General features: G+C 44.2%; 16 protein-coding genes. 4 read left to right on the forward strand and 12 right to left on the reverse strand.

The genetic code is table 11. The features are described from left to right. Positions 1 to 118: 118 nt before the first annotated feature. The 5 genes from CRENPOLYSF2_RS08735 to CRENPOLYSF2_RS08755 form a co-directional block, all read right to left on the reverse strand. On the reverse strand, positions 119 to 1,087 hold the full coding sequence (locus CRENPOLYSF2_RS08735; RefSeq protein WP_087143572.1) for a polysaccharide deacetylase family protein: 969 nt from the start codon (positions 1,085 to 1,087) through the stop codon (positions 119 to 121). A 65-nt stretch (positions 1,088 to 1,152) separates the two neighbouring features. Continuing rightward, positions 1,153 to 2,310 carry a TIGR03088 family PEP-CTERM/XrtA system glycosyltransferase gene (locus CRENPOLYSF2_RS08740; RefSeq protein WP_217884086.1) on the reverse strand — a complete coding sequence of 386 codons (1,158 nt, stop codon included), beginning with the start codon at positions 2,308 to 2,310 and terminating at the stop codon, positions 1,153 to 1,155. A 40-nt stretch (positions 2,311 to 2,350) separates the two neighbouring features. Beyond that, positions 2,351 to 4,153 (reverse strand): asparagine synthetase B family protein, encoded by a 1,803-nt coding sequence (locus tag CRENPOLYSF2_RS08745; protein WP_245807956.1) that lies wholly within the window; start codon positions 4,151 to 4,153, stop codon positions 2,351 to 2,353. 39 nt (positions 4,154 to 4,192) lie between these two features. Beyond that, positions 4,193 to 5,347: a glycosyltransferase family 4 protein gene (locus CRENPOLYSF2_RS08750; protein ID WP_087143573.1), complete on the reverse strand. Its 1,155-nt coding sequence runs from the start codon at positions 5,345 to 5,347 to the stop codon at positions 4,193 to 4,195. Then, positions 5,344 to 6,585, reverse strand: coding sequence for a TIGR04063 family PEP-CTERM/XrtA system glycosyltransferase (locus tag CRENPOLYSF2_RS08755; RefSeq protein WP_176371070.1), 1,242 nt, complete (start codon positions 6,583 to 6,585; stop codon positions 5,344 to 5,346). The genes CRENPOLYSF2_RS08750 and CRENPOLYSF2_RS08755 overlap by 4 nt, the downstream gene beginning before the upstream one ends. An 837-nt stretch (positions 6,586 to 7,422) precedes the next feature. On the opposite strand from CRENPOLYSF2_RS08755, the gene prsR reads away from it, so the two are divergent. Both prsR and CRENPOLYSF2_RS08765 read left to right on the forward strand, forming a co-directional pair. Further along, on the forward strand, positions 7,423 to 8,778 hold the full coding sequence (gene prsR, locus CRENPOLYSF2_RS08760; protein WP_087143575.1) for a PEP-CTERM-box response regulator transcription factor: 1,356 nt from the start codon (positions 7,423 to 7,425) through the stop codon (positions 8,776 to 8,778). 300 nt (positions 8,779 to 9,078) lie between these two features. Next, positions 9,079 to 9,405 carry a YMGG-like glycine zipper-containing protein gene (locus CRENPOLYSF2_RS08765; RefSeq protein ID WP_140396830.1) on the forward strand — a complete coding sequence of 109 codons (327 nt, stop codon included), beginning with the start codon at positions 9,079 to 9,081 and terminating at the stop codon, positions 9,403 to 9,405. A gap of 201 nt (positions 9,406 to 9,606) precedes the next feature. Here CRENPOLYSF2_RS08765 and CRENPOLYSF2_RS08770 read toward each other — a convergent pair whose 3' ends face one another. The 7 genes from CRENPOLYSF2_RS08770 to CRENPOLYSF2_RS08800 all read right to left on the reverse strand — a co-directional run bounded on the left by CRENPOLYSF2_RS08770 (position 9,607) and on the right by CRENPOLYSF2_RS08800 (position 18,660). Then, complete coding sequence (locus CRENPOLYSF2_RS08770; protein ID WP_087143577.1) at positions 9,607 to 10,212, reverse strand: Uma2 family endonuclease; 606 nt, start codon at positions 10,210 to 10,212, stop codon at positions 9,607 to 9,609. A gap of 17 nt (positions 10,213 to 10,229) precedes the next feature. After that, positions 10,230 to 11,522 carry a citrate synthase gene (gene gltA, locus CRENPOLYSF2_RS08775; RefSeq protein ID WP_087143578.1) on the reverse strand — a complete coding sequence of 431 codons (1,293 nt, stop codon included), beginning with the start codon at positions 11,520 to 11,522 and terminating at the stop codon, positions 10,230 to 10,232. A gap of 73 nt (positions 11,523 to 11,595) precedes the next feature. Then, positions 11,596 to 12,228, reverse strand: coding sequence for a bifunctional 4-hydroxy-2-oxoglutarate aldolase/2-dehydro-3-deoxy-phosphogluconate aldolase (locus CRENPOLYSF2_RS08780; protein WP_087143579.1), 633 nt, complete (start codon positions 12,226 to 12,228; stop codon positions 11,596 to 11,598). 120 nt (positions 12,229 to 12,348) lie between these two features. Further along, complete coding sequence (gene edd, locus CRENPOLYSF2_RS08785) at positions 12,349 to 14,169, reverse strand: phosphogluconate dehydratase (protein ID WP_087143580.1); 1,821 nt, start codon at positions 14,167 to 14,169, stop codon at positions 12,349 to 12,351. Positions 14,170 to 14,246: 77 nt separating this feature from the next. Then, the gene (gene zwf, locus CRENPOLYSF2_RS08790) at positions 14,247 to 15,722 is read right to left on the reverse strand and encodes a glucose-6-phosphate dehydrogenase (protein ID WP_087143593.1); all 1,476 of its coding nucleotides are present in this window, start codon (positions 15,720 to 15,722) and stop codon (positions 14,247 to 14,249) included. Positions 15,723 to 16,204: 482 nt separating this feature from the next. Beyond that, the gene (locus CRENPOLYSF2_RS08795) at positions 16,205 to 17,932 is read right to left on the reverse strand and encodes a DUF11 domain-containing protein (protein WP_087143581.1); all 1,728 of its coding nucleotides are present in this window, start codon (positions 17,930 to 17,932) and stop codon (positions 16,205 to 16,207) included. Positions 17,933 to 18,012: 80 nt separating this feature from the next. After that, positions 18,013 to 18,660 (reverse strand): hypothetical protein, encoded by a 648-nt coding sequence (locus CRENPOLYSF2_RS08800; RefSeq protein WP_087143582.1) that lies wholly within the window; start codon positions 18,658 to 18,660, stop codon positions 18,013 to 18,015. A 442-nt stretch (positions 18,661 to 19,102) separates the two neighbouring features. On the opposite strand from CRENPOLYSF2_RS08800, the gene thrS reads away from it, so the two are divergent. Continuing rightward, the gene (gene thrS / locus CRENPOLYSF2_RS08805) at positions 19,103 to 21,010 is read left to right on the forward strand and encodes a threonine--tRNA ligase (protein WP_087143583.1); all 1,908 of its coding nucleotides are present in this window, start codon (positions 19,103 to 19,105) and stop codon (positions 21,008 to 21,010) included. A gap of 22 nt (positions 21,011 to 21,032) precedes the next feature. Next, positions 21,033 to 21,557 carry a translation initiation factor IF-3 gene (infC, locus tag CRENPOLYSF2_RS08810; RefSeq protein WP_087143584.1) on the forward strand — a complete coding sequence of 175 codons (525 nt, stop codon included), beginning with the start codon at positions 21,033 to 21,035 and terminating at the stop codon, positions 21,555 to 21,557. Positions 21,558 to 21,617: the final 60 nt, after the last annotated feature.

A 21,617-nucleotide genomic window follows, 5' to 3' on the forward strand; every position in this document is an offset into this window, starting at 1 on the left:
GTCGAAGCATGAACGGCACACTTCGACAAGCTCAGCACGAACGGTTACGCTGTAACTATTGAATTGTGAAAACGCTGTAATCTGTTTGTTTTATTGTATGGCTCCTTATCGACCTTCGCTATTTAACGGTGTTACAGTATAAAGCTACCATGCGTAGCATAAATTTTACCGGTGTTTTATCCCAAGGTGTAAATCGGGGTAATTGCCACAGATCACTGTTTGCAGTCACAACGCCCCAGTGCGTTGAAAACGCCGCCTGGTAACCAACGGTTTTAATAATATCAACTTGGCTCGCTAAATAATCACTGCCTAATTTGCCATTCGGGTAGGCAAAATAATCTATTTGTGTTTTTAGTAGTTTCTCCAAAGCATTTTTATTGTCGATTACTTCTTGCAACGCGGCATTTACATCCAATTTCGCCATAATCGGGTGTGTAACGGTATGGCCGCCTATCGCCATACCGTGTTGTTGCAATTGTTTAAGCTGCTCATGGGTTAGCATTAAATTATCCGGTAGCCCATTCACACACGCGGCAATCTGTTCGCTTAAATAAAGTCTTTGTGCAGGTTGTAAGTATTTTAATTTTTTGATTATTTGTTGTGCAGCAGCGTATTTTTGCGTTGATGTGGCAATGCTATAAACACCTAAATCAATACCGCTTAAATTCAATTCAGCTTGCTGCATATTTCGAAGCGCTTCAATAATACTGTCATTCCACATACGACCACCGTTTAAATAACCCGAAGCTATAAAAAAACTGGCGCTTAGCTGATGTTTTTTCAGTATCGGGACGGCATTGAGCAAATTATCTGCATAACCGTCATCAAAAGTAATACATACCGCGCGTGCTGGCAGACTATTGGTTTTTAGTTTCTCCAACGCATCTGAAACAGACAAGACATGAAAATATTTGGCCAATAATGCCATTTGCCAGGAAAACGTCTGCTTATCCACTTCACCTGGGCGCATAAAATCCGGCTCATCAAGCACTCTGTGGTAAATCAATATAAACAGTTTTTTGTGTGTTCCTAAACCGCATACTAAGGTAAGCACCTGTTTTAAGGCGGCCAAAATAATAGTGTTCATTGTCATAATTCGTATCTGATCTTATGCTGGCTGTAGTTACAAAGTGCTTGCCATTATTAATCGACTCATACTTGCAGCGCCAAGCCCTGTTCATAAACTTTCTGATAGGCGGATACCATCGCGTTCAAGCTAAACTGCGTTAGCGCCACTTGCCTTGCCGCCATACCATGCTGTTTACGCAAGACATCATCAGTCACATAAGCAGCGATTAAATCCCGCAACGCCGAGCTATCGCCAGCGCTAAATAACTGTCCGTTATAGCCTGGCTTAACCAGCTCCACATTACCGCCCACCGCCGTAGCAAGTACGGGTAAACCGGTTGCCATTGCTTCTAAAATAGTATTGGAAATACCTTCCGACAAAGATGGCAGCACAAAAATATCAAATGCTTTTAAAATATCAGCGACATTGTCGGTTTTGCCTGGTAACCATACATTTTTTGATATACCCAGTGTATCGACCAATTTAGACAATTCATCAAACAACGGTCCTGCACCGACAATAGCCAGATACACGCGGTTAACCCATTCAGGTGATTGATTTAATAAGTCAGCAAACGCGCGGATTAAGGTCGCCTGATCTTTCACCGCTTGCAAACGCCCCACCGTACCGACCACTAGTTTGTTAGCTCCCATAAAAGCATCAGGGAGTATGTCGCACGGCTTATTGTTAGTGGGGTGAAAACGCTCAGTATCAACACCGTTATAAATCTGGCTAATACGCGATTTCGTCACACCCACTTGCGCCGCCAAATAATGCTGCAAATCTTTGGACACCGTAATATAGCGATTGACTAATGGCCGGTGCAGTGCACGCAACACAAGCAATTTATAATTATTGCCCTGTAAATCATCCATATCTCGGCCATGCTCACTGTGGATGCAATAACGCACACCGGCCAAACGTGCGGGTAATAATACATCCAGCCCTGATAAATTTCGACTATGAATTAACGCAGGTTGCAACCGCCGACACAAAACAAACAATTGCTTACGTAGCGCCCATACACCAATACGCGACCGATGTAATACTATAATCGAGACATCTTTACGCACAATGCGCTCACGAAAATCCGAGTCATTTTCTATACAGACGATAACGTGACGAAATTGATTTTTTGGCAAGGCATTAATCAGATTAACCAGGCCGTTTTCCATGCCCCCCATCAATAAATGATGAATAACATGCATAATCAAAGGGCGCTTCTCGCTAAACACGGTCATTTAATTATTTTTAATCTTGAGACTAGCATGAATACACGTATTAATAGCGTTTGCCTTGCAACCACAACTCCAGCATCATCAACACCCAAATCAATTCACCGTAATACGAGGCATGAATGCTCTGGTGCATGGTAATAGTATGATCGAGAAACTCTGGTCGAAAAAAACCGCGTTGCTTTAGGCTGCTAATACTGTCATAGGCGAGTTCTTTTAAAGGCTGGTGATCTTTTAACCAAATACCAAACGGCAGACCAAAACCGTGCTTTGCTTTATTAATAATCTCTGTGGGCAAAAAGTCCTGCATGGCGTATTTATAAAACCAGCGCAATTGCTGACCCTTCAGTTTAATATCAGACGGAATACGGCACGACAAATCTATAATTGCCTGATCCAATAACGGGTATTGCACTGCAACCCCCGCCATCTCACACATTTTATTCACCTTAACCAAATCGTTATCGTGTAAAGTGGTTTTCCAGTCCATCACCAACATACGATTTAACGCACTGGCATCTACCAGCTTATGGTAACTGTCACGCAAACTTTGCAAAGGCTTGCTGGTATCAATCTGTGCAATAAAGCTGTCGGTAAAAATTTCACTGGCGGCATGACGGTGTAAGAAATTGTAATCTTGTAAGCGATCTGGCAGCGGCGTATTGGCCTGATCAACATAACGCTTGGCTTTAAACAGTAGGCCTTTTTGCAATGCACGCGGCAGCGCATTTAAACACCCGCTTAAGCTACTCCTTAAAACGCGCGGTATGTTGTGATAACTTTCGAATACCGCTTGGCGGGCATAGCGTTCGTTACCAGCAAATAATTCGTCTCCCCCGTCACCTGCCAGCAATACTTTAATACCGCAGTCTTTGGCCATTTTGGCGCAATAATACGCCGCCAAAGCGGATGAATTACCGAAAGGCTCATCATAATATACCGCAATAGCGGGCACCGCAGCCACTACCTCATCGGGTGTTAACGAGTATTCATGCTGGTGCAATTTAAAATGTTGTCCCGCCATGCGTGCATAGACAGTTTCATCATAGCCTGCAACCGGAAAGCCCATCGTAAAAGATTGGCCACGTCCTGGAAAAACCTGCGACAACGCACCAGCAACACTGGAACTATCCAAGCCACCACTTAAAAACGCACCGGTATCTTCAGCGCTGGACGACAAGCGCTTTACCGCTTGCTGTAATTTATGTTGCAAAGCATTGGCTGCTTGCTCCAGCGACCCCTCCAATTGCTCACTAAACTGTGGCATCCAATACGTACTGACAGTGATTTTACCGGCGTGATAAATTAATATCTGTCCGCCTTCTAACTTGTACACCGCCTTGTAAATAGTGGTGGGGCTTGGGCAATGATGAAAATACACATAATCATATAAAGTTTGCAACGACAATGCCGTAGTTACGTCAGGGTGCGCAATCACGCTGTCGGCAGTGCTACCAAACACCAAGCCGTGCGGTGTTTGTGCATAATAAAGATGCCGTTGGCCAATGGTATCCGTCGCCAATACTAATGTTTGATTAGCCTGATCTGCCAACACCAGAGCAAAAGGCGCTTTAACAGACCGAATAAAATCCATGCCTTGCGTTTGATAGCGGCGTATTATTTCCTGCAACTGCAACGGGTTAACCGCACTGTTACCCACCACGGCTAACAGGCACTGATCTTGATTGATAAAACCTTTGTCGCTGGCAACACAACTGACAAAAGGCGTGATACTGGTGGTGATTTTCGCACCTGTCTGCCGGATTATCGGCGCAGCCATCCTCTCACAGACTGCTTTTGCCACCTGATTACTGATGTCGCTATCGACCCACCCTGCCAAAAAACTCATGCCTTATTCCTGTCTTAATGTAAGTAACACGGCTTACACTCATTCAATAATACGTTTAAAAAGACTAACAATGCCTTGTACAGTGGCATCCCACGAATAATTTTCTGCATAGGCACGAGTATCTGTCCGTAACGGCATATTTTTTTGCATCGTCCGTACCGCAGCAACAATAGCAGAGACGGAACGCTCTTCGATCAACATTCCTGCACTGGCTGATGTCACAATTTCGGGTGTTCCAGAAACCTTGGTAGCAATTACCGGTGTACCGCAGGCCATTGCTTCTAATAACACATTAGGCCACCCTTCCCTGCTAGACGCTAATATCAAAATATCGGCTGCGTTATAAACATCGACTAATGCATGATGACTGAGTACACCTAAAAACCTCACCCGCTCTGCGACAGCTAAATGATTAGCCAAGTTTTTCAAGGACTGCATCTCGCGCCCCTCACCCGCAATCAATAACTGATAATCATGCAGCGCAACCATTGCTTCAATTATTAAATGATGGCCTTTAAGCTCAACCAAATGCCCTACCGACAGCAACACAGGGCGCTGGCTTTGTACCTGCAAGCGCTCTTTGGCGATAAATAGCTGCAAATCCACACCATTTCTGAGAACATGAATTTTATCCGCTGCAATCTCAAGATCAACGATTTTATCTTTCAGCGCCTGACACACGGTAATAACAGCAACGGCCTGTTGCGCCGCCCATATAATCATTTTTTTTGGCCAATAAAACGCAGGGATTAAATTAATATCCGAACCTCTGGCGGTAATAACTACGGGTTTTTTTAATAACTTACCCAGCATAACCGCCGCCACGCCATCGGGATAAAAATAATGCGCATCAATTAAATCAAAATCATCACCTTGTTTTAACTTGGTTTTTAACAAGGGGTACACAGCAAAAACCAGCATAAACGGCGCTAAAGTCATGCCAATTTTAGGCAGTAATAAATACCGAGGATGAGCAACCGTAATGCCAAAACGCTGCTCGATTTTTGCTACCCGCGCAAAGACTGAATAATGACCAAATATATCAGCCGCAAAAGGAAACCACGGCACCGGCGCAAGCACTTCTGCTGTTATACCTTCAGTAGATAATAACTGTCGCAGGCGCTGCTCAACAAAAATACCATGACCATTTTTAATATTATTGGGGTATAAAGTTGTTAAGGTGAGTATTTTCATGGTTCATTAATAACAGGCAACCATTGCGGGTGTTTTAACTTAACTAAGCGCGTATAAATCGCTTTATAGCGCCCGACACTGTCCGCCCATGATCGTGTGTGTGCAACATAATGCCGTGCTTCTAAGCGGATTGCCTCCCACGCGTGGGGCTGCGCTAGCATATCCAACACGGTTACCACCAACGCATCGCCATCATTGGCCTTAAATAAGTAACCGTTTTTTTTGTGCTGGATTAATTCTTTATGCCCCCCCACATCAGAAGCCAACACTAAACGGCCTTGCGCCATCGCTTCCAATGGTTTCAGTGGTGTTACCAATTCTGTTAAACGCATAGATAAACGTGGGTAAACCAAAATATCCACCTGATTATAATAATCTTGTACCAAATTATGGTCTACACGTCCTGTCAACACCACCTGTTTGGCAAGATTTAAGCGAGTAATAGTTTGCTTAATTAACGCTTCTTGTTGCCCGCCCCCTACCAGTAGCAACATCACTTTCGGCTGAATTTGCAATATTTTTGGCAACGCTTCTAGCAATAGCAGTAAGCCTTCGTAGGCATAAAAAGAACCAATAAAACCAAGAATCACTTTATTTTGCAAACCTAAATGCGTTTTTAACGCCTGATTTACGGGGGTGTTGTAGACAAATTTATCGGCATCAACAGCATTAGGGACGACAGTGATTTTTTCAGCAGGTATACCACGCGTGATAATATCATCACGCAAGCCTTGGCAAATGGTAGTAATCGCATCGGCTTTTTTAAAAATATAGGTTTCCAAAGCGCGGGTAACCTGATAACGCACACTGCCTTCAGTAGTTGTACCGTGATCAACCGCAGCATCCTCCCAAAAGGCACGACACTCATAAACTACCGGTAACTTAAAACATTTAGCAACCATCAATGCTGCCATGCCATTAAGCGCAGGCGAATGTGCGTGCAAAATATCGGGCTTAATAGCAGGAATAATTTCATTGAGTCGCTGTACCAGTGTTTGCACAATAGCCCATTGGTTTAATATTGGCAGTTTAGAACACCATCCCAAAGGCTGTATTGAACGATAGAAACGCAAACCATCAACCTCTTCAACCGCTGCTCCCAGCATACTATGCTTGGCAGAGGTTATTTGAAAGGCTTTCCACCCCAGTTTTTGCTGCTGCTCCAAAATGGCTCGCGTCCGAAATGTATAGCCACTGTGTAATGGAATCGAATGATCGAGTATATGTAGTATCCGCATAATGTAAAGATAACTAAAATTGTGTTAACATTTTATGATTCACAAGTATAGCTGCCCCCAAATTTTTAATAAGATTTTTTTTGCATAATTTTTTAAACCTTACGAAGTTTTTACGCTATAAGCAACCAATTGATAATTGTCCATCTTCGGCTAAAAAATCAATACAACTTGACGCAATGCTTCATATTGCCTTTGTTGTTTGATCTGTAATTTTCATTTATAGCTATCAATAGGCTTAATAAAAGCTAACAAAATTAATCTGCCATAAAAATAGTCTTTACAAAAAATACAGGTTTTACTTTGATATATTGCAATTACTTTGTAAAATATCAACTGAAGCAAATACTTGACGGCTTGGCTACTCATACCAAACGCGAATACCGCGCCGCGTTATTGTGATAAAAATTTTGATTGATGTTTGTGCCTATTTTTTTAGGCAGCCTAAAATTAGGCTTAATCGGTCTACTGCGCTTATTTCTTTAAAAATTTTATGGGAAAAAAACAACAAAATGTGGAAATTTGTATAAAAAACTAAAAATTTTCATGAATAATAGAAAATTACTGCTATTCTTAACATGTTAGAGTCTATTGGATATAGAATCACAGACATCGACAAGACTTGACAAATTCACGTCGAAAACAAATCGTCGAAGAATAATTATAGAAAAGCGGCAGTGACTGATACGTGTTATCAATGTACTGTTAAAATGGATAACACCCACTTAAACATTCGTCATCGTATAGACTAACAAAAGGAACGTGTTATCTAGCTGTCAGGTTATTTAAAACCAACCAGGAAAACCATTTAATTTCCAAAGATAATGAGAAGGTGAGACATTGGACGATAAAAAAATTTTACTCATTGTAGAAGATGACCCAGGGCTGCAAAAACAACTGAAATGGAGCTTCGAAGCATATCACACAGTTATTGCAGGTAACAGAACCGAAGCCATTACTGCTTTACGACGCTTCACGCCGCACGTCATAACGTTAGACTTGGGATTGCCCCCTGATCCTGCGAACGCTAGCGAAGGACTTGAGACGTTAAAAGAAATTTTAGAGCTTGCACCTGCCACCAAAGTTATTGTCGTTACCGGTAACGATGACAGGGATAACGCGATTACAGCGATTGCTATGGGGGCTTATGATTTCTATCAAAAGCCTATTGACATTGATGTGCTGGGTTTAATTATTGAGCGGGCATTTCAGCTGTATAATCTTGAGAAAGAATTTACCAGCTTGCAAAGAAAGTCAGCAGAGCCACTAGCCGGTATTATTGCGTCATCTAAAAAAATGCAAGAACTTTCGCGCATGATAGAGCGCGTTGCCCCTGCTAATGTAACGGCATTATTACTGGGTGAGAGCGGTACTGGCAAAGAAGTGCTAGCCAAAGCCATTCACGGCTTAAGTGATCGCTCTAATCAACCGTTTGTTGCAGTCAATTGCGCGGCTATTCCAGAAAATTTATTGGAAAGCGAATTGTTTGGTTATGAAAAAGGTGCTTTTACCGGTGCTGCACAACAAACCAAAGGCAAAATTGAATACGCTAATAAAGGCACATTTTTTCTTGATGAAATCGGCGATCTGCCGTTAGCATTACAGGCCAAGCTGTTACGCTTTTTGCAAGAAAGAACCATAGAACGCATTGGTGGTAGACAAGAAATTCCGGTTGATGTACGCATTGTGTGTGCAACACATCAGAATTTACAAGCCTTGATCGATTCCGGCAGATTCCGTAGCGACTTATACTACCGCATCAGCGAAATGGTAATTAACATCCCACCTTTAAGAGAAAGAGATGGCGATGCGATTGAAATTGCAACAGTACTTTTAAGACGTTATTGTGAGTTAAACAATAAAAAAATAAAAGGCTTTAGCAAAGCCGCAGCAAAAGCGATTGAGAGCTACTCTTGGCCTGGTAATATCCGTGAACTTGAAAACAAAATCAAGCGTGCGGTGATTATGGCCGATGAAAACAATATTACCTTTGATGATTTAGAGCTTGATCAAAGTAACGATGTGGCTATACCGCTTAATCTTCGAGAAGTAAGAGAATCATCTGAAACGTTAGCCATAAAAAGAGCGCTGTCGCACTCAAACAACAATATTTCCAATACGGCAAAACTATTGGGTATTACCCGCCCTACGCTGTATGCCTTGTTTGAGAAATACGGTATCAGTGTGAATGACTAATACAAAATAACCCCATTTGGCGCAATCACGCAGAGCAGTCCGGCTTCTGCGCGTAGCGCGCTCGCTAATAAACCGCGACGTAAAATCAATAAAATGCAGTGACTGTGTTTCTCGCAACTACGAAACTGCCTAAAATTAATAGCAGTACCAGCTACAGTGCAGCCTATTATTGCCCTACACGCCGCTTGTCAGATTATAAATTATTGTCTGCTTCAGCTGCGGTTAAGTTTTGTTTTGTTACAGTTTAGCCGTAAAAGTAAATTTCATAATCTTAAACTGTATAATATACGAGGCATAAAAATGATAAAAAGAATCTTGTTAATTGCTGTTGCTAGCACACTGATAACAGCTTGTGCGTCAAACACACCTAATTATGGCCAAAATTATGGGCTAAACGGTATGAACAAAGCGGTTATAGGCGGTGGTATTGGTGCGGTGACGGGAGCCGCACTGGGTACGGCTTTTGGAGGCAATGACCTGGGTAATGCAGGTATGGGGGCTTTAGTAGGTGGCGCTGTCGGCGCGGGTGTTGGTGCTTTAGTGGATCATCAGCAAAAAAAGCAACAACAACAGCAACAAGGGGGTTGGTATCAAAACCAACCTTATTCCAATGGTTATAATCAATAACGCGAAGCTTGGTTTATTTGCAATCGCTACTAAAGGCACAATAGGATTAACACCTATTGTCGCCCTGTGTAGCTTAAGCCTTATCGAGCCTCGCATTATTCTGCGAGGTGCTCGGAGGAGTTTATGAAGTCAATCAACTATAGTGCCATGCCACGGTTGCCTTGTATTCATGGTTGAATCTCCATTAACTCGAAAGCTTAACTATTCAGAACTTTTAACGACCACACCTTGCTGCAATTGCCTAAACTCATTCAGCTCGGCATTGTCCACACGCTCATAAATGCTGTCTACCGTCAAGGTAACACCGATGGCATCAAAGGTGACAGAATCGCCTAAGTAGTAATAGTCCGGTTGCCAAGCCTTTACCCGCCTGAACACTTGCACAGAAACAATATCTTGCTCAATCAAGACATACTCTTGTAAAGACGGTAAGTTAATATAACGGATCAGTTTTTGGGTAGTGTCTTTTTTGCGGGTAGATTTTGACAGCACCTCAACAATAATGACTGGGGAAACCAGCATATTACCCGTAGCATGGCAATCTACCACCACATCAGGATAGACATAATCATTGCCGATCAGCACCTTCATATCAGCCGAAAACGTTTCGCAAGATGTGCCCTTTAAATGATTGCTAAAGCCAACGGCCACATTCATGGCAATTCGGTTATGGTTTAATGCCGAACCCCCCATTGCATAAACCTGACCATCAATGTATTCATACCTAACATCCGAAGCTGCCTCTAATTGAAAATAGGCCTCTTGGGTCATCGCCGTACAATCCGCTATAGCGCGTTCGGGATTCATAATGTGTACGGATTAAATCACCAACGATCCGGCACATCACGCCGCACCGCACCCGTATAAAGCTGTCTTGGTCTACCTATTTTCTGCTCAGGATCAGAAATCATCTCATCCCAATGTGAAATCCAACCGACCGTCCGTCCCATCGCAAAAATAGCAGTAAACATATTGCTAGGAATGCCTAACGCATGCAGCACTATGCCGGAATAAAAATCCACATTGGGGTACAGTTTTTTGCTAACAAAATACTCATCTTCCAGCGCAATACGCTCCAGTTCCAACGCCAGTTTAAACAACGGGTCATCGTGCAAGCCCAGCTCAGTCAGTACTTCGTGACAGGTTTCGCGCATTAACTTGGCACGCGGATCGTAATTTTTATACACCCGATGGCCAAAACCCATCAACCTAAAGCTATCATTTTTGTCTTTGGCTTTGGCGATATAGATTGGTATCTGTGACACATCGCCTATTTCCTTGAGCATATTCAGCGCGGCCTCGTTAGCGCCGCCGTGTGCCGAACCCCACAAACAGGCAATGCCTGCGGTAATACAGGCAAACGGATTAGCGCCACTGGAACCTGCTAAACGCACGGTTGATGTCGAGGCATTTTGCTCGTGGTCGGCATGTAAAATCAGAATACGATCCAATGCCCGCACCAATACCGGATTAGGTTCATATTCAGCGCACGGCGTGGCGTGCATCATGCGCAAAAAATTATCCACATACTTGAGTTTGTTTTGCGGGTACATAAACGGTGAACCAACACTGTATTTGTAACACATGGCTACAATAGTCGGCACTTTGGCAATCAGGCGTATGGCGCTGATATGGCGATCTTTGGGCGAGTGTATATCCAAAGAATCGTGATAAAACGCCGACAACGCACCGACCACGCCAACCATAATTGCCATAGGGTGGGCATCGCGGCGAAAGCCTTTGAAAAAATTGGTGAGCTGATCATGCACCATCGTGTGCGTAGTCACTTCTTTTTCAAAGGTTTTTAACTCATCCGCATTAGGCAGCTCAGCTTCCAGCAATAAATAACACACTTCGAGAAAGCTACATTTTTCCGCTAATTGCTCAATGGGATATCCGCGATACAGCAATACACCCGCCTCACCATCAATATAGGTAATCGCCGATCGACAACTGGCCGTTGAGGTAAAACCTGGATCGTAGGTAAACATGCCCGTTTGCTTGTACAAAGTTTGTACATCGACTACATCAGGCCCAGTTGCACCAGATAAAATCGGTAATTCACAGAGAGACTCAGATTGTTGGTTATTTAAGGTAACACTGTTTAGTTTGCTCATGGATTTCTCTCGATGTTAATCGTCTGATCGTACTTAGGTTTGCCGTAAGGCTTATCAAATACCGTCCCTGATACTATTGCGTGGCTTGCCGTGCCAATTCGGTAACCCGCGCCCAATCCTTTGTTTTCACTGCATCCGCAGGTGCCAACCACGAACCACCCACACAAGCGACATTGCTTAATTGCAAATACGCCTTATAGTTTTCTGGCGAGATACCACCTGTTGGGCAAAAAGTAATCTGTGGAAACGGCCCTGCGATAGATTTTAGCATGGGTATGCCCCCTGCCGCCTCTGCCGGAAAAAACTTAAAGTGATTAAGGCCATATTCCATGCCCAACATCAACTCGGATAAGGTCGCCACACCAGGGATTAACGCGATATTTCCGGCACAGGCGGCCTTCAATAAAGTCGGTGTTAAGCCTGGGCTGATGGCAAACACCGCACCGGCAACTTCCGCAGCACGTAATTGTGCGGGAGTGGCGATTGTACCTGCACCTACAATAGCGCCCTCTACTTGTTCGCTGATAAGTTTGATGGCTTCCAACGCTATCGACGTGCGTAAGGTAATTTCCAATACGCGTATTCCACCTGCCACTAAGGCTCTGGCCAAGGGCACGGCATCGTCCAGATTTTGGATAACCATGACCGGCATGACCGGACAAGCGTTTAGCACTGCGTGGGGTTGTATCTTCCAGTTGATATTCATTCGTTTACTCAGTTAAGTAGGGTGGGCAACGCTTTTTTGCCCACCATTAAGGATCACCACCCTTAAATTGATGACACTGCGGATTTTTACGGTGGGCAAAAAGCGTTGCCCACCCTACAGTTAATCCACCGCAAATAAATTAGATGCGCCAGTTTCCGCCGTAGACGCACCTAACCTGAACCTGCCAAACATCTCGCGCCCCATACCGTAATGGTGGTTTTTGGCGGAACTAGGCAGCGGCACGCGCGCATCAAATTCAGCCTGGTCAACTTTGACGTTAATATCACCCGTCTGCAAGTTTAACGAGATCACATCCCCTGGCAACACCTTGGCCAACGGCCCACCCATTTCGCACTCAGGGCATAAATGGATCACCGATGGCACTTTACCCGATGCGCCCGACATACGGCCATCAGTCACCAAGGCGACTTTAAAGCCTTTGTCCTGCAATACGCCCAGCGGCGGAGTCAGCTTGTGCAGTTCCGGCATGCCGTTGGCGCGTGGACCTTGGAAACGCAGCACAGCGACAAAATCTTTTTCCAGTTCACCGCGTTTAAAGGCCGCCAAAAAGTCTTCCTGATCATCAAACACCACCGCAGGCGCTTCGACAATCTGGTGGTCTTCCGACACCGCCGACAGTTTGGAAACCCCGCGCCCCAAGTTACCGTGCATCACATGCAAGCCGCCACCTTTGGCAAACGGCTGCTCAACAGAGCTTAACACCGCGCTGTCCAAGGTTTTCTCAGGGCCTGCGTGCCACGCTAATACGTCATCAATGATCTTGGGTTCTTGCGTGTAGCTGTTCATGCCGCGCTCATCGGCAATGGTCAAAATGTCTTCATGCAGCAAGCCGCTGCGTAACAGTTCGGCAATCAACACACCCATGCCACCGGCGGCGTGGAAATGGTTCACGTCGGCAGGACCGTTCGGGTAAATTTTGGCAATCAACGGCACGGCGCGGGACAAGTTATCAAAATCATCCCAGTTAAGCACAATGCCGGAAGCGCGGGCAATGGCAATCAAGTGCATGGTGTGATTGGTGGAGCCGCCAGTGGCCAGCAAGCCAATCACCGCATTGATAATAGCTTTCTCGGACACCATGTGCGCAATGGGGCGGTAATCATCGCCCAAGGCGGTAAATTTCAGCACTTGCCGTGCAGCAGCCTTGGTCAGTTCATCACGCAACGGCGTGTACGGGTTGACAAACGAGCTGCCAGGCAAATGCAGTCCCATCATTTCCATCATCATCTGGTTGCTGTTGGCCGTGCCGTAGAAGGTACAGGTACCAGGGCTGTGGTAAGACGCAGATTCGGCTTCCAACAATTCTTTGCGACCTATTTTGCCGACCGCATACGCTTGGCGGGCACGGGCTTTGTCTTTGTTAGTGAGGCCGCTGGGCATAGGCCCTGCCGGTACAAACACGGCGGGTAAATGGCCAAAGCTCAATGCGCCTATCAACAAGCCTGGGACGATTTTATCGCACACACCCAGGTACAACGCACCGTCGAACATGTTGTGACTCAAGCCGATAGCGGTGGCCATAGCAATTAAATCGCGGCTGAATAACGACAATTCCATGCCTGGCTGGCCTTGCGTGATGCCGTCACACATCGCAGGTACGCCACCGGCCACTTGGGCTACGCCACCGGCTTCACGTATTGCAGCCTTGATTAAATCCGGCGCGTCTTTATACGGTTGGTGTGCAGACAGCATATCGTTATACGACGTGATGATGCCAATATTGGCTTTTCTGTTGCCGGTTAAATCGACTTTTTCGCCAGGGCTACAGGCGGCAAAACCATGCGCCAAATTGCCACACGCCATGCCGGAACGGATCGGCTCTTTTTTGGCTATGCTGTCTATGTATTTGATATACGCAGAACGGGTCGGGTGACTGCGTTCTATGATTTCTTGGGTTACTTTTTCAACAATAGGGTGCATTTTATTCCTTCATTAAATTAGCATGACTGTTGGGTTACGCGATAAAGCTGCTAACCCAACCTACATTATTGATTATCCTACTCTTCCCAAGCCCGATTATCCCTAGCCAACAACGCCACAGAAGCCACCGGCCCCCAGCTTCCCGCCTGATATTGCTTGGGTGTCTCATTAGTATGCTGCCACGCATCTTGGATAGAATCCACCCAAATCCACGCCTGCTCAATTTCTTCTCGGCTTAAAAACAGCGTAGGATTGCCGCGCATGGCTTCCAGCACCAGTTTCTCATAGCCGCCGAAGATGCTGCTCTTTTTAAAGGTTTCGGAAAAACTTAAATCCAACTTGGTTTTTTGCAGCTTGATATGTTCATCAATACCCGGCACTTTGTTAAGTATTTGCACATCCACGCCTTCGTTAGGCTGTAAGTGAATGGTCAACTTATTCTGCGGCAATTCCCGAAAACTGTCGCCAAAAATATTGTGTGGCAGTTGCTTAAAATAAATCACAATCTCGGTGCGCTTGTGGGTCATACGCTTGCCGGTGCGTAGATAAAACGGCACACCGGCCCAACGCCAGTTGTCAATATCCACCCGCAGCGCAACAAAGCTTTCGGTGCTACTGTCAACATCAGCGCCGTCTTCTTCCAAATAGCCAGGCACTGCACTGCCTTTTAAAAAGCCCGCCGAATACTGGCCACGCACGGTTTTTTCATCGGCATTGCTGGCGGTAATCGGACGCAGGGCTTCCAGGACTTTTATTTTTTCGTTGCGTATGCTTTTAGCTTCCAGATTAACCGGCGGTTCCATCGCGATAAAGGTCAAAATCTGCAATAAGTGGTTCTGCAACATGTCGCGCAACTGGCCGGTCTTGTCGAAATATTCGAAGCGGCCTTCAATGCCTACTTCTTCCGCCACGGTAACCTGGATGTGATCTATGGTGTTGTGATCCCAGTTGGTGGTGAAAATGGAGTTGGCAAAGCGCAGCGCCAACAAGTTCAGTACGGTTTCTTTGCCGAGGTAGTGGTCTATGCGGAACACTTGCGCTTCGGAAAACACCTTGGCGACGGCATCGTTGATTTCTTTGCAGGATTGCAGATCGTGGCCGATGGGTTTTTCCATGACCATGCGCGATTCCTGGTTTAACACGCCAGCGTGTTGTAAGCCGTGGCAGATATTTTTAAACAACACCGGTGATACGGCAAAGTAGTTAACCGCCACGCGGGTATGCGGAGTTAATACGGCTTTTAGCTGTAGATATTGATCTTGCTGGGTTAAATCAATCTTAAGATAAGACAATCTAGCCGAAAAGCGTTGCCACACACTGTTTTCTATCTTGTCGTTTAAAAATTCCTGCAAGTTTTTCAGGACAAACGCGGTAAAGACGGCATTGTCGTTATCGTGCCTGTCCACGCCGAGGATACGGGTGTCTGCTTCTAGCAGGTTGGCATTTTCTAACCTGTACAAAGAAATAAACAGCTTGCGACGCGATAAATCACCCAGTGCGCCGTAAATAATTAAGTCGCAGGGTTTGTAACTTTTTTTGTCTTTTAGGGGCATATTAGCACAGGGATTAGGATGCGAAGCAGCGTAGCGCCTTGGCAAAACGCTTATTTTGTGGCTGTTATTATCGCATAATTTTGTCGGCTGTGGGTTAGGCTTGCAGCCGTTTAAGGCCATAACTGATGAATGACTGGTGTGCATACTTAACTTGATAAGTCGCAATCAATAAGCCACACTAACAATAGCGTAATGCACCGAATGTTTGGCTAACATTATGCGGTGCAATACAGCCACCTTCATTACACTGCAATTTAAAGGTTCGGTGTACTAGGAGTTTGTCGGGCTTGTTTTTTCATCTTATTGATTTATAAGAAAATTTATCAAAACCTTTCAATTAAAAAGTTGATTGTAATCAATAAGTTAAATGCCAAGTCCGACAAGCTCCTAGGCAAGTCCATTAAAATATATTAGGAAATTGTTAACCACGGACTAGCAGTCCTACGCCGTTTATTATTGCTATCCATCTATGGCGTTAACAATTATCTAGCGGGCGTTGTCACAGAAATATAGTTGTTATTGGGTACGTTATCCACAGGTGCACCGCTCACGGTAATTTGCTGATTTACCGATGTGCTTTGGGCTTTAACCGTGGCTTGCAGTGTTAATTTTTGACCGGCAGCCAGCCTACCCAAATGGCATACGGTTTCTATGACAGAAGCCGTGCATTTGCCTTGGCTGGGTTTAAAACTAACGGCGCTACCACCTGAAACCAGATGTATCAAGCTAACATCAGGTACAACATCTTTACCGTTGTTGGCAATGGTGTAGAAGTAATTGCCCGTGGTATTAGGTTTTAATGTGATTGGTTTTGTGGTGGGGGTTATTGCTAGATCAGCATGGTGGTGGGTATCGAGTAGGTGGTCGCGAACAAAAATATCCGAATTCTTATTTGTATCGCCATCCACCATATAAGCAGAAGAAGCAAAGGCAATAAACCGACCGTCAGCGCTCATATTAAAATTAAAATCCATGTCCATCGAAAACGGATTACTCAAGCCAGCTTGAGCACCTTTGGAGGTAACGTTTACTCTTTCCGTTTTATGTGTTGTGCGGTCATGAATAAAAATATCGGGATATTTGTTGGTATCACCTGTAACCAAATTAGACGCATACGATGTAAATGCCACATAACGGCCATCAGCACTTATTCTTACTGGATGTACGCTTGGGACGCTTCCGTCAACACCACCCACACCTCCATTTGCTTGTTTACCATTGGTGGTATTAATCCGTTCCGTTTTGCGCGTTAGCTGATCACGGATAAATAAATCTGACTTACCATTGGTATCACCGGCAACTAAATTAGATGCCGATGATGAAAACACGATATACCGATTATCAGGAGTAATACTGGCATTGCTAAAAAGCTCATTATTATTGTTCTTACCTTGTATCCCCTTTGAAGAAACGTTAACCCGTTCGATTTTACGTGTGACCTGGTCATACAAAAAAATGTCGGTCTCTTTGTTGGTATCATTTTTTACTATTTTGGAAGCGGCAGATTCAAATAGCAAATAACGCCCATCAGAACTGAATGACAAAGGGTATGATGAATGAATTGTTATCACGATATCCCCACTAACTGCACCTGAGGCTTCATCATTAACAACCTGTGTTGTTTTTCCTGTTAGTAAATCATGAATTGACATACCGGTTTTGCTAGCATTAGCGCTACCAAAATTATTATAGTTATCATGAAATGCGATGTAACGAGTATTGGCACTGATCTGAATAGATTGACCTGATTTGTTTTTTATAGCATTACTCAGCTGTGTTTTATGCGTTAAACGATCGTAAATATGCAACTCGCCGCTGCCTAAACCTGCCGTTATTATTCCCGCTATACCAAAAGGTACTTGCTCTATAAAGCTAATATAACGCCCATCGGCACTGATATTAAGCAAGCAGCCTTTAAATTTTGAGATTATTCGCTCTGTCTTATGCGTTAATTGATCTTGAACAAAAATATCAGTAATTTGATAAGTAGTTTGATTCGGAGTTGTAATCCACGAACATAGCTTAGACGAAAATGCCACAAACCGGCCATCAGCACTCATTTTAGGATTATAAAAACCGTTAGTATTTACCGGCACTACATTGGAAGCCACGCTGACTTGTGTGGTTTGGCCAGCAAAAACATGGCCGTTAAGTAAGCACAACAAAGCTGCGCCGGAAAATAGAGAGCTGTACAACGTTTTTGATGACATGGGCGTTTCCTTACAAAAAATGGCTAAATACAGGCAGGATATTGTTAATAAAAAGCTTTGTGTCTTGCGTGAAAATAATCCTATTTCACTGACATGTGAGTGATATGTATATTTTGTGCGTTGAAATCAAAAATAGGTGCATCATTAGATGCGGGTTTATAGACATCACTATTATCAATCAGTGAGTTACCACTAAAGATGACAGACTGGCCGTCTAGCTTTAAGCTATCAGGCACAACATCTGGAAAATACAATTTCCCGCCAATATCCAATAAATACTGATAGTTCCCCCGTGTAGCAACAAATACTTTGATTTTTCCTTTGGAATTCTTAAAAGTAGTTTCGTTTTCTATGGTGCAGTTTTTCACCATACGTGTATTGAGAACTACACCATCTTTTACGTGCATCGAATCCAATTTCTTCAGAAAAGCTTTAAATTTATTCTGCGTTGCATGAAAACCAGCTTCTGCACATACGGACATGCCTACTCCGACTTTGTTAGAGCCATTCAACCTTGGGCTGTAGACAACAAAAGTATCCACAGTGCCATTGGCAATCGCCTGCACAATTATTTTACGAGCTGTCTGCAAAGTGGCCTTATCAACAGTGCTGTTATAACGTGTAATGCTAATATTGGCCGCTCGATTTTCTGCAAAAGCAGCACTGTTAAGTAAGCACAATAAAGCCGCACCGGAAAATAGAGTGCTACACAACGTTTTTGATGGCATGGGAATTTCCTTGTAGAGATATTGATTGAATATAAATTTAAAATCCAGACTCTTCCATTGTGAGTTTTACAGCGATAATACATTCGAAAACTGAACGCAAGCTGAACAAAACTTACACAAACTTATATTAATTACTATTTTTTATATTTTTTTGACAAACATAAAAAATATGCTACAAATATTTACTTCAAAGCCGGTGTTTTAAAACATTATTGTTATCTGTTTGATGGTTTGTACAACATATATAATGCCAATAAAGCCCAGTAATCCGTCTGTTAACTTCATCAACATAAACTTCGGCATTGCAATTACCTGTTATTACTTGTAAAATTCCCTGTTATATTCGTGATGGCGGCGTTGTTATGTCCATTTGCACGATAAAAGATTTCGAGCACTGTTTTAGCAGTGCTTTTTTATTTAGAACCTTGAGCTTTAATAGAAAATGCCCGTAATTACCCTTCCTGACGGTTCCCAACGACACTTTGACAGCGCTGTCACTGTAATGGATGTTGCGCGTGCCATTGGAACTGGCTTGGCAAAAGCGACTCTGGCCGGTAAAGTAGATGGAAAACTGGTCGATGCCAGCACAGTTATCGACAATGATGCCAGCCTGCAAATTATTACCGCAAAAGACGAAGACGGCGTTGATGTTATCCGCCATTCAACTGCACATTTAATGGCGCAAGCCGTTAAGCAATTATTTCCTGACGCACAAGTTACGATTGGTCCTGTCATTGAAAACGGTTTTTTCTACGACTTTTCCTACCACAGGCCGTTTACACCGGAAGACCTGGTTGCGATTGAAGACAAGATGCAAAAACTGGTTGCCGAAGATTTGGCAATTAGCCGTTCCGTTATGTCCAGGGACAATGCGATTAGCTTCTTTAAAGCACAGGGTGAAGCTTACAAAGCTGAAATCATTGAATCTATCCCTGCCGATCAAGATTTATCGTTGTATGAACAAGGTGGTTTTACCGATTTATGTCGCGGCCCGCATGTTCCCAGTACCGGCAAGCTGACAGCGTTTAAATTAATGAAAATAGCCGGCGCTTATTGGCGCGGCAATTCTGACAATGAAATGCTGCAACGCATTTACGGCACGGCCTGGGGCGACAAAAAAGACTTACAAGCCCATTTGCACCGACTGGAAGAAGCTGAAAAACGCGATCATCGCAAATTAGGCAAAGCTTTGGATTTATTCCACAGCCAGGAAGAAGCGCCCGGCATGGTATTTTGGCATGAGAAAGGCTGGATTATTTATCAGCAGGTCGAACAATACATCCGCGACAAATTGCGTGTCAACGGCTACGGCGAAGTAAAAACCCCACAGTTGGTGGATCGTTCCTTATGGGAAAAATCCGGCCATTGGGACAAATTTGGCAGCATGATTTTCACCACGCATTCTGAAAATCGTGATTACGCCATCAAGCCGATGAACTGCCCGTGCCATGTCCAAATTTATAACCAAGGCTTAAGAAGTTACCGCGATTTGCCAATTCGTTTGGCGGAGTTTGGTTCCTGCCATCGTAATGAACCTTCAGGCACTTTACACGGTCTGATGCGGGTGCGTAACTTTGTACAAGATGATGCGCATATCTTCTGCACCGAGTCGCAAATTCAGGATGAAGTGTCTGCGTTTATCGATATGTTGTTTGATGTTTACAAAGACTTCGGTTTTGAAGACGTTATTATCAAATTATCGACACGCCCTGAAAATCGCGTCGGTGACGATAGCGTGTGGGACAAGGCAGAAAGTGCGCTGGAATTGGCACTGAACACCAAAAATTTAAAATGGGACTTACAGCCTGGCGAAGGTGCGTTCTACGGGCCAAAAATTGAATTTTCCCTGAAAGATTGTATAGGCCGCGTTTGGCAATGCGGTACGATTCAAGTCGATTTTTCCATGCCTGGGCGCTTGGGTGCCAGTTATATTGATGAGGACAGTTCGCGCCAAGTGCCGGTTATGCTGCATAGGGCTATATTGGGGTCACTGGAACGCTTTATCGGTATTTTGATTGAGCAGCACGCCGGAACTTTCCCAGTTTGGCTGTCACCGGTGCAAGCCATTGTGTTAAATATTGCTGATCGACACGCTGATTATGCTGCACAAATCCACAAAGCACTAGAGCTACAAGGCGTGCGGGTAAAAATAGACTTGAGAAATGAAAAAATCGGGTTTAAAATCCGCGAGCATTCCATGCAGCGTGTGCCATACTTGTTAATTGTAGGTGACAAAGAATTGGAAACCAACACCATTAGCGTACGCACGCAAAAAGGTGAAGATTTAGGAAGTCTGACAATGGCTGAGTACGCCGAAAGGTTGAAAGTAGAGATTGCAGATAGAAAATAACACATACTCGGAGGATTAAGATATCGCTGCTAAAAAAGATGAAACGCGCCTGAATGATGCCATCACCGCAAGACGGGTGAGGGTAACAGGTGTAGACGGTGAGGCATTGGGAATAATCTCAATAGATGAAGCTAGACAAATTGCCTATGCTGCTGATTTAGACTTAGTAGAAATATCGCCAAACGCGGATCCTCCGGTTTGTAAGATAATGAACTATGGCAAGTTCCAATTCGAGCAAAACAAGAAACTGGCCGTTGCCAAAAAGAAGCAAAAGCAAATTCAGGTGAAGGAAATCAAGTTCCGGCCTGGCACAGACGAAGGCGATTTTCAGGTTAAACTGAAAAGCTTGACCAAGTTCTTAAACGATGGCGATAAAACTAAAATTACCGTGCGTTATCGTGGCCGGGAAATGGCGCATCGCGAGATTGGTATGGATGTGCTGAAACGTCTGGAAAAAGAACTTGAATTGATTGCGTTGGTTGAGCAATTCCCCAAAATGGAAGGTCGCCAGATGGTTATGGTGATGGCTCCCAGGAAGAAAAAATAATATCATAACTCAATTGCCGACACATGATTAGACGGATTAAACGGATTTTTTCTGTTTATC

It is taken from the genome of Crenothrix polyspora, from assembly GCF_900163755.1.
Lineage (GTDB): Bacteria > Pseudomonadota > Gammaproteobacteria > Methylococcales > Methylomonadaceae > Crenothrix > Crenothrix polyspora.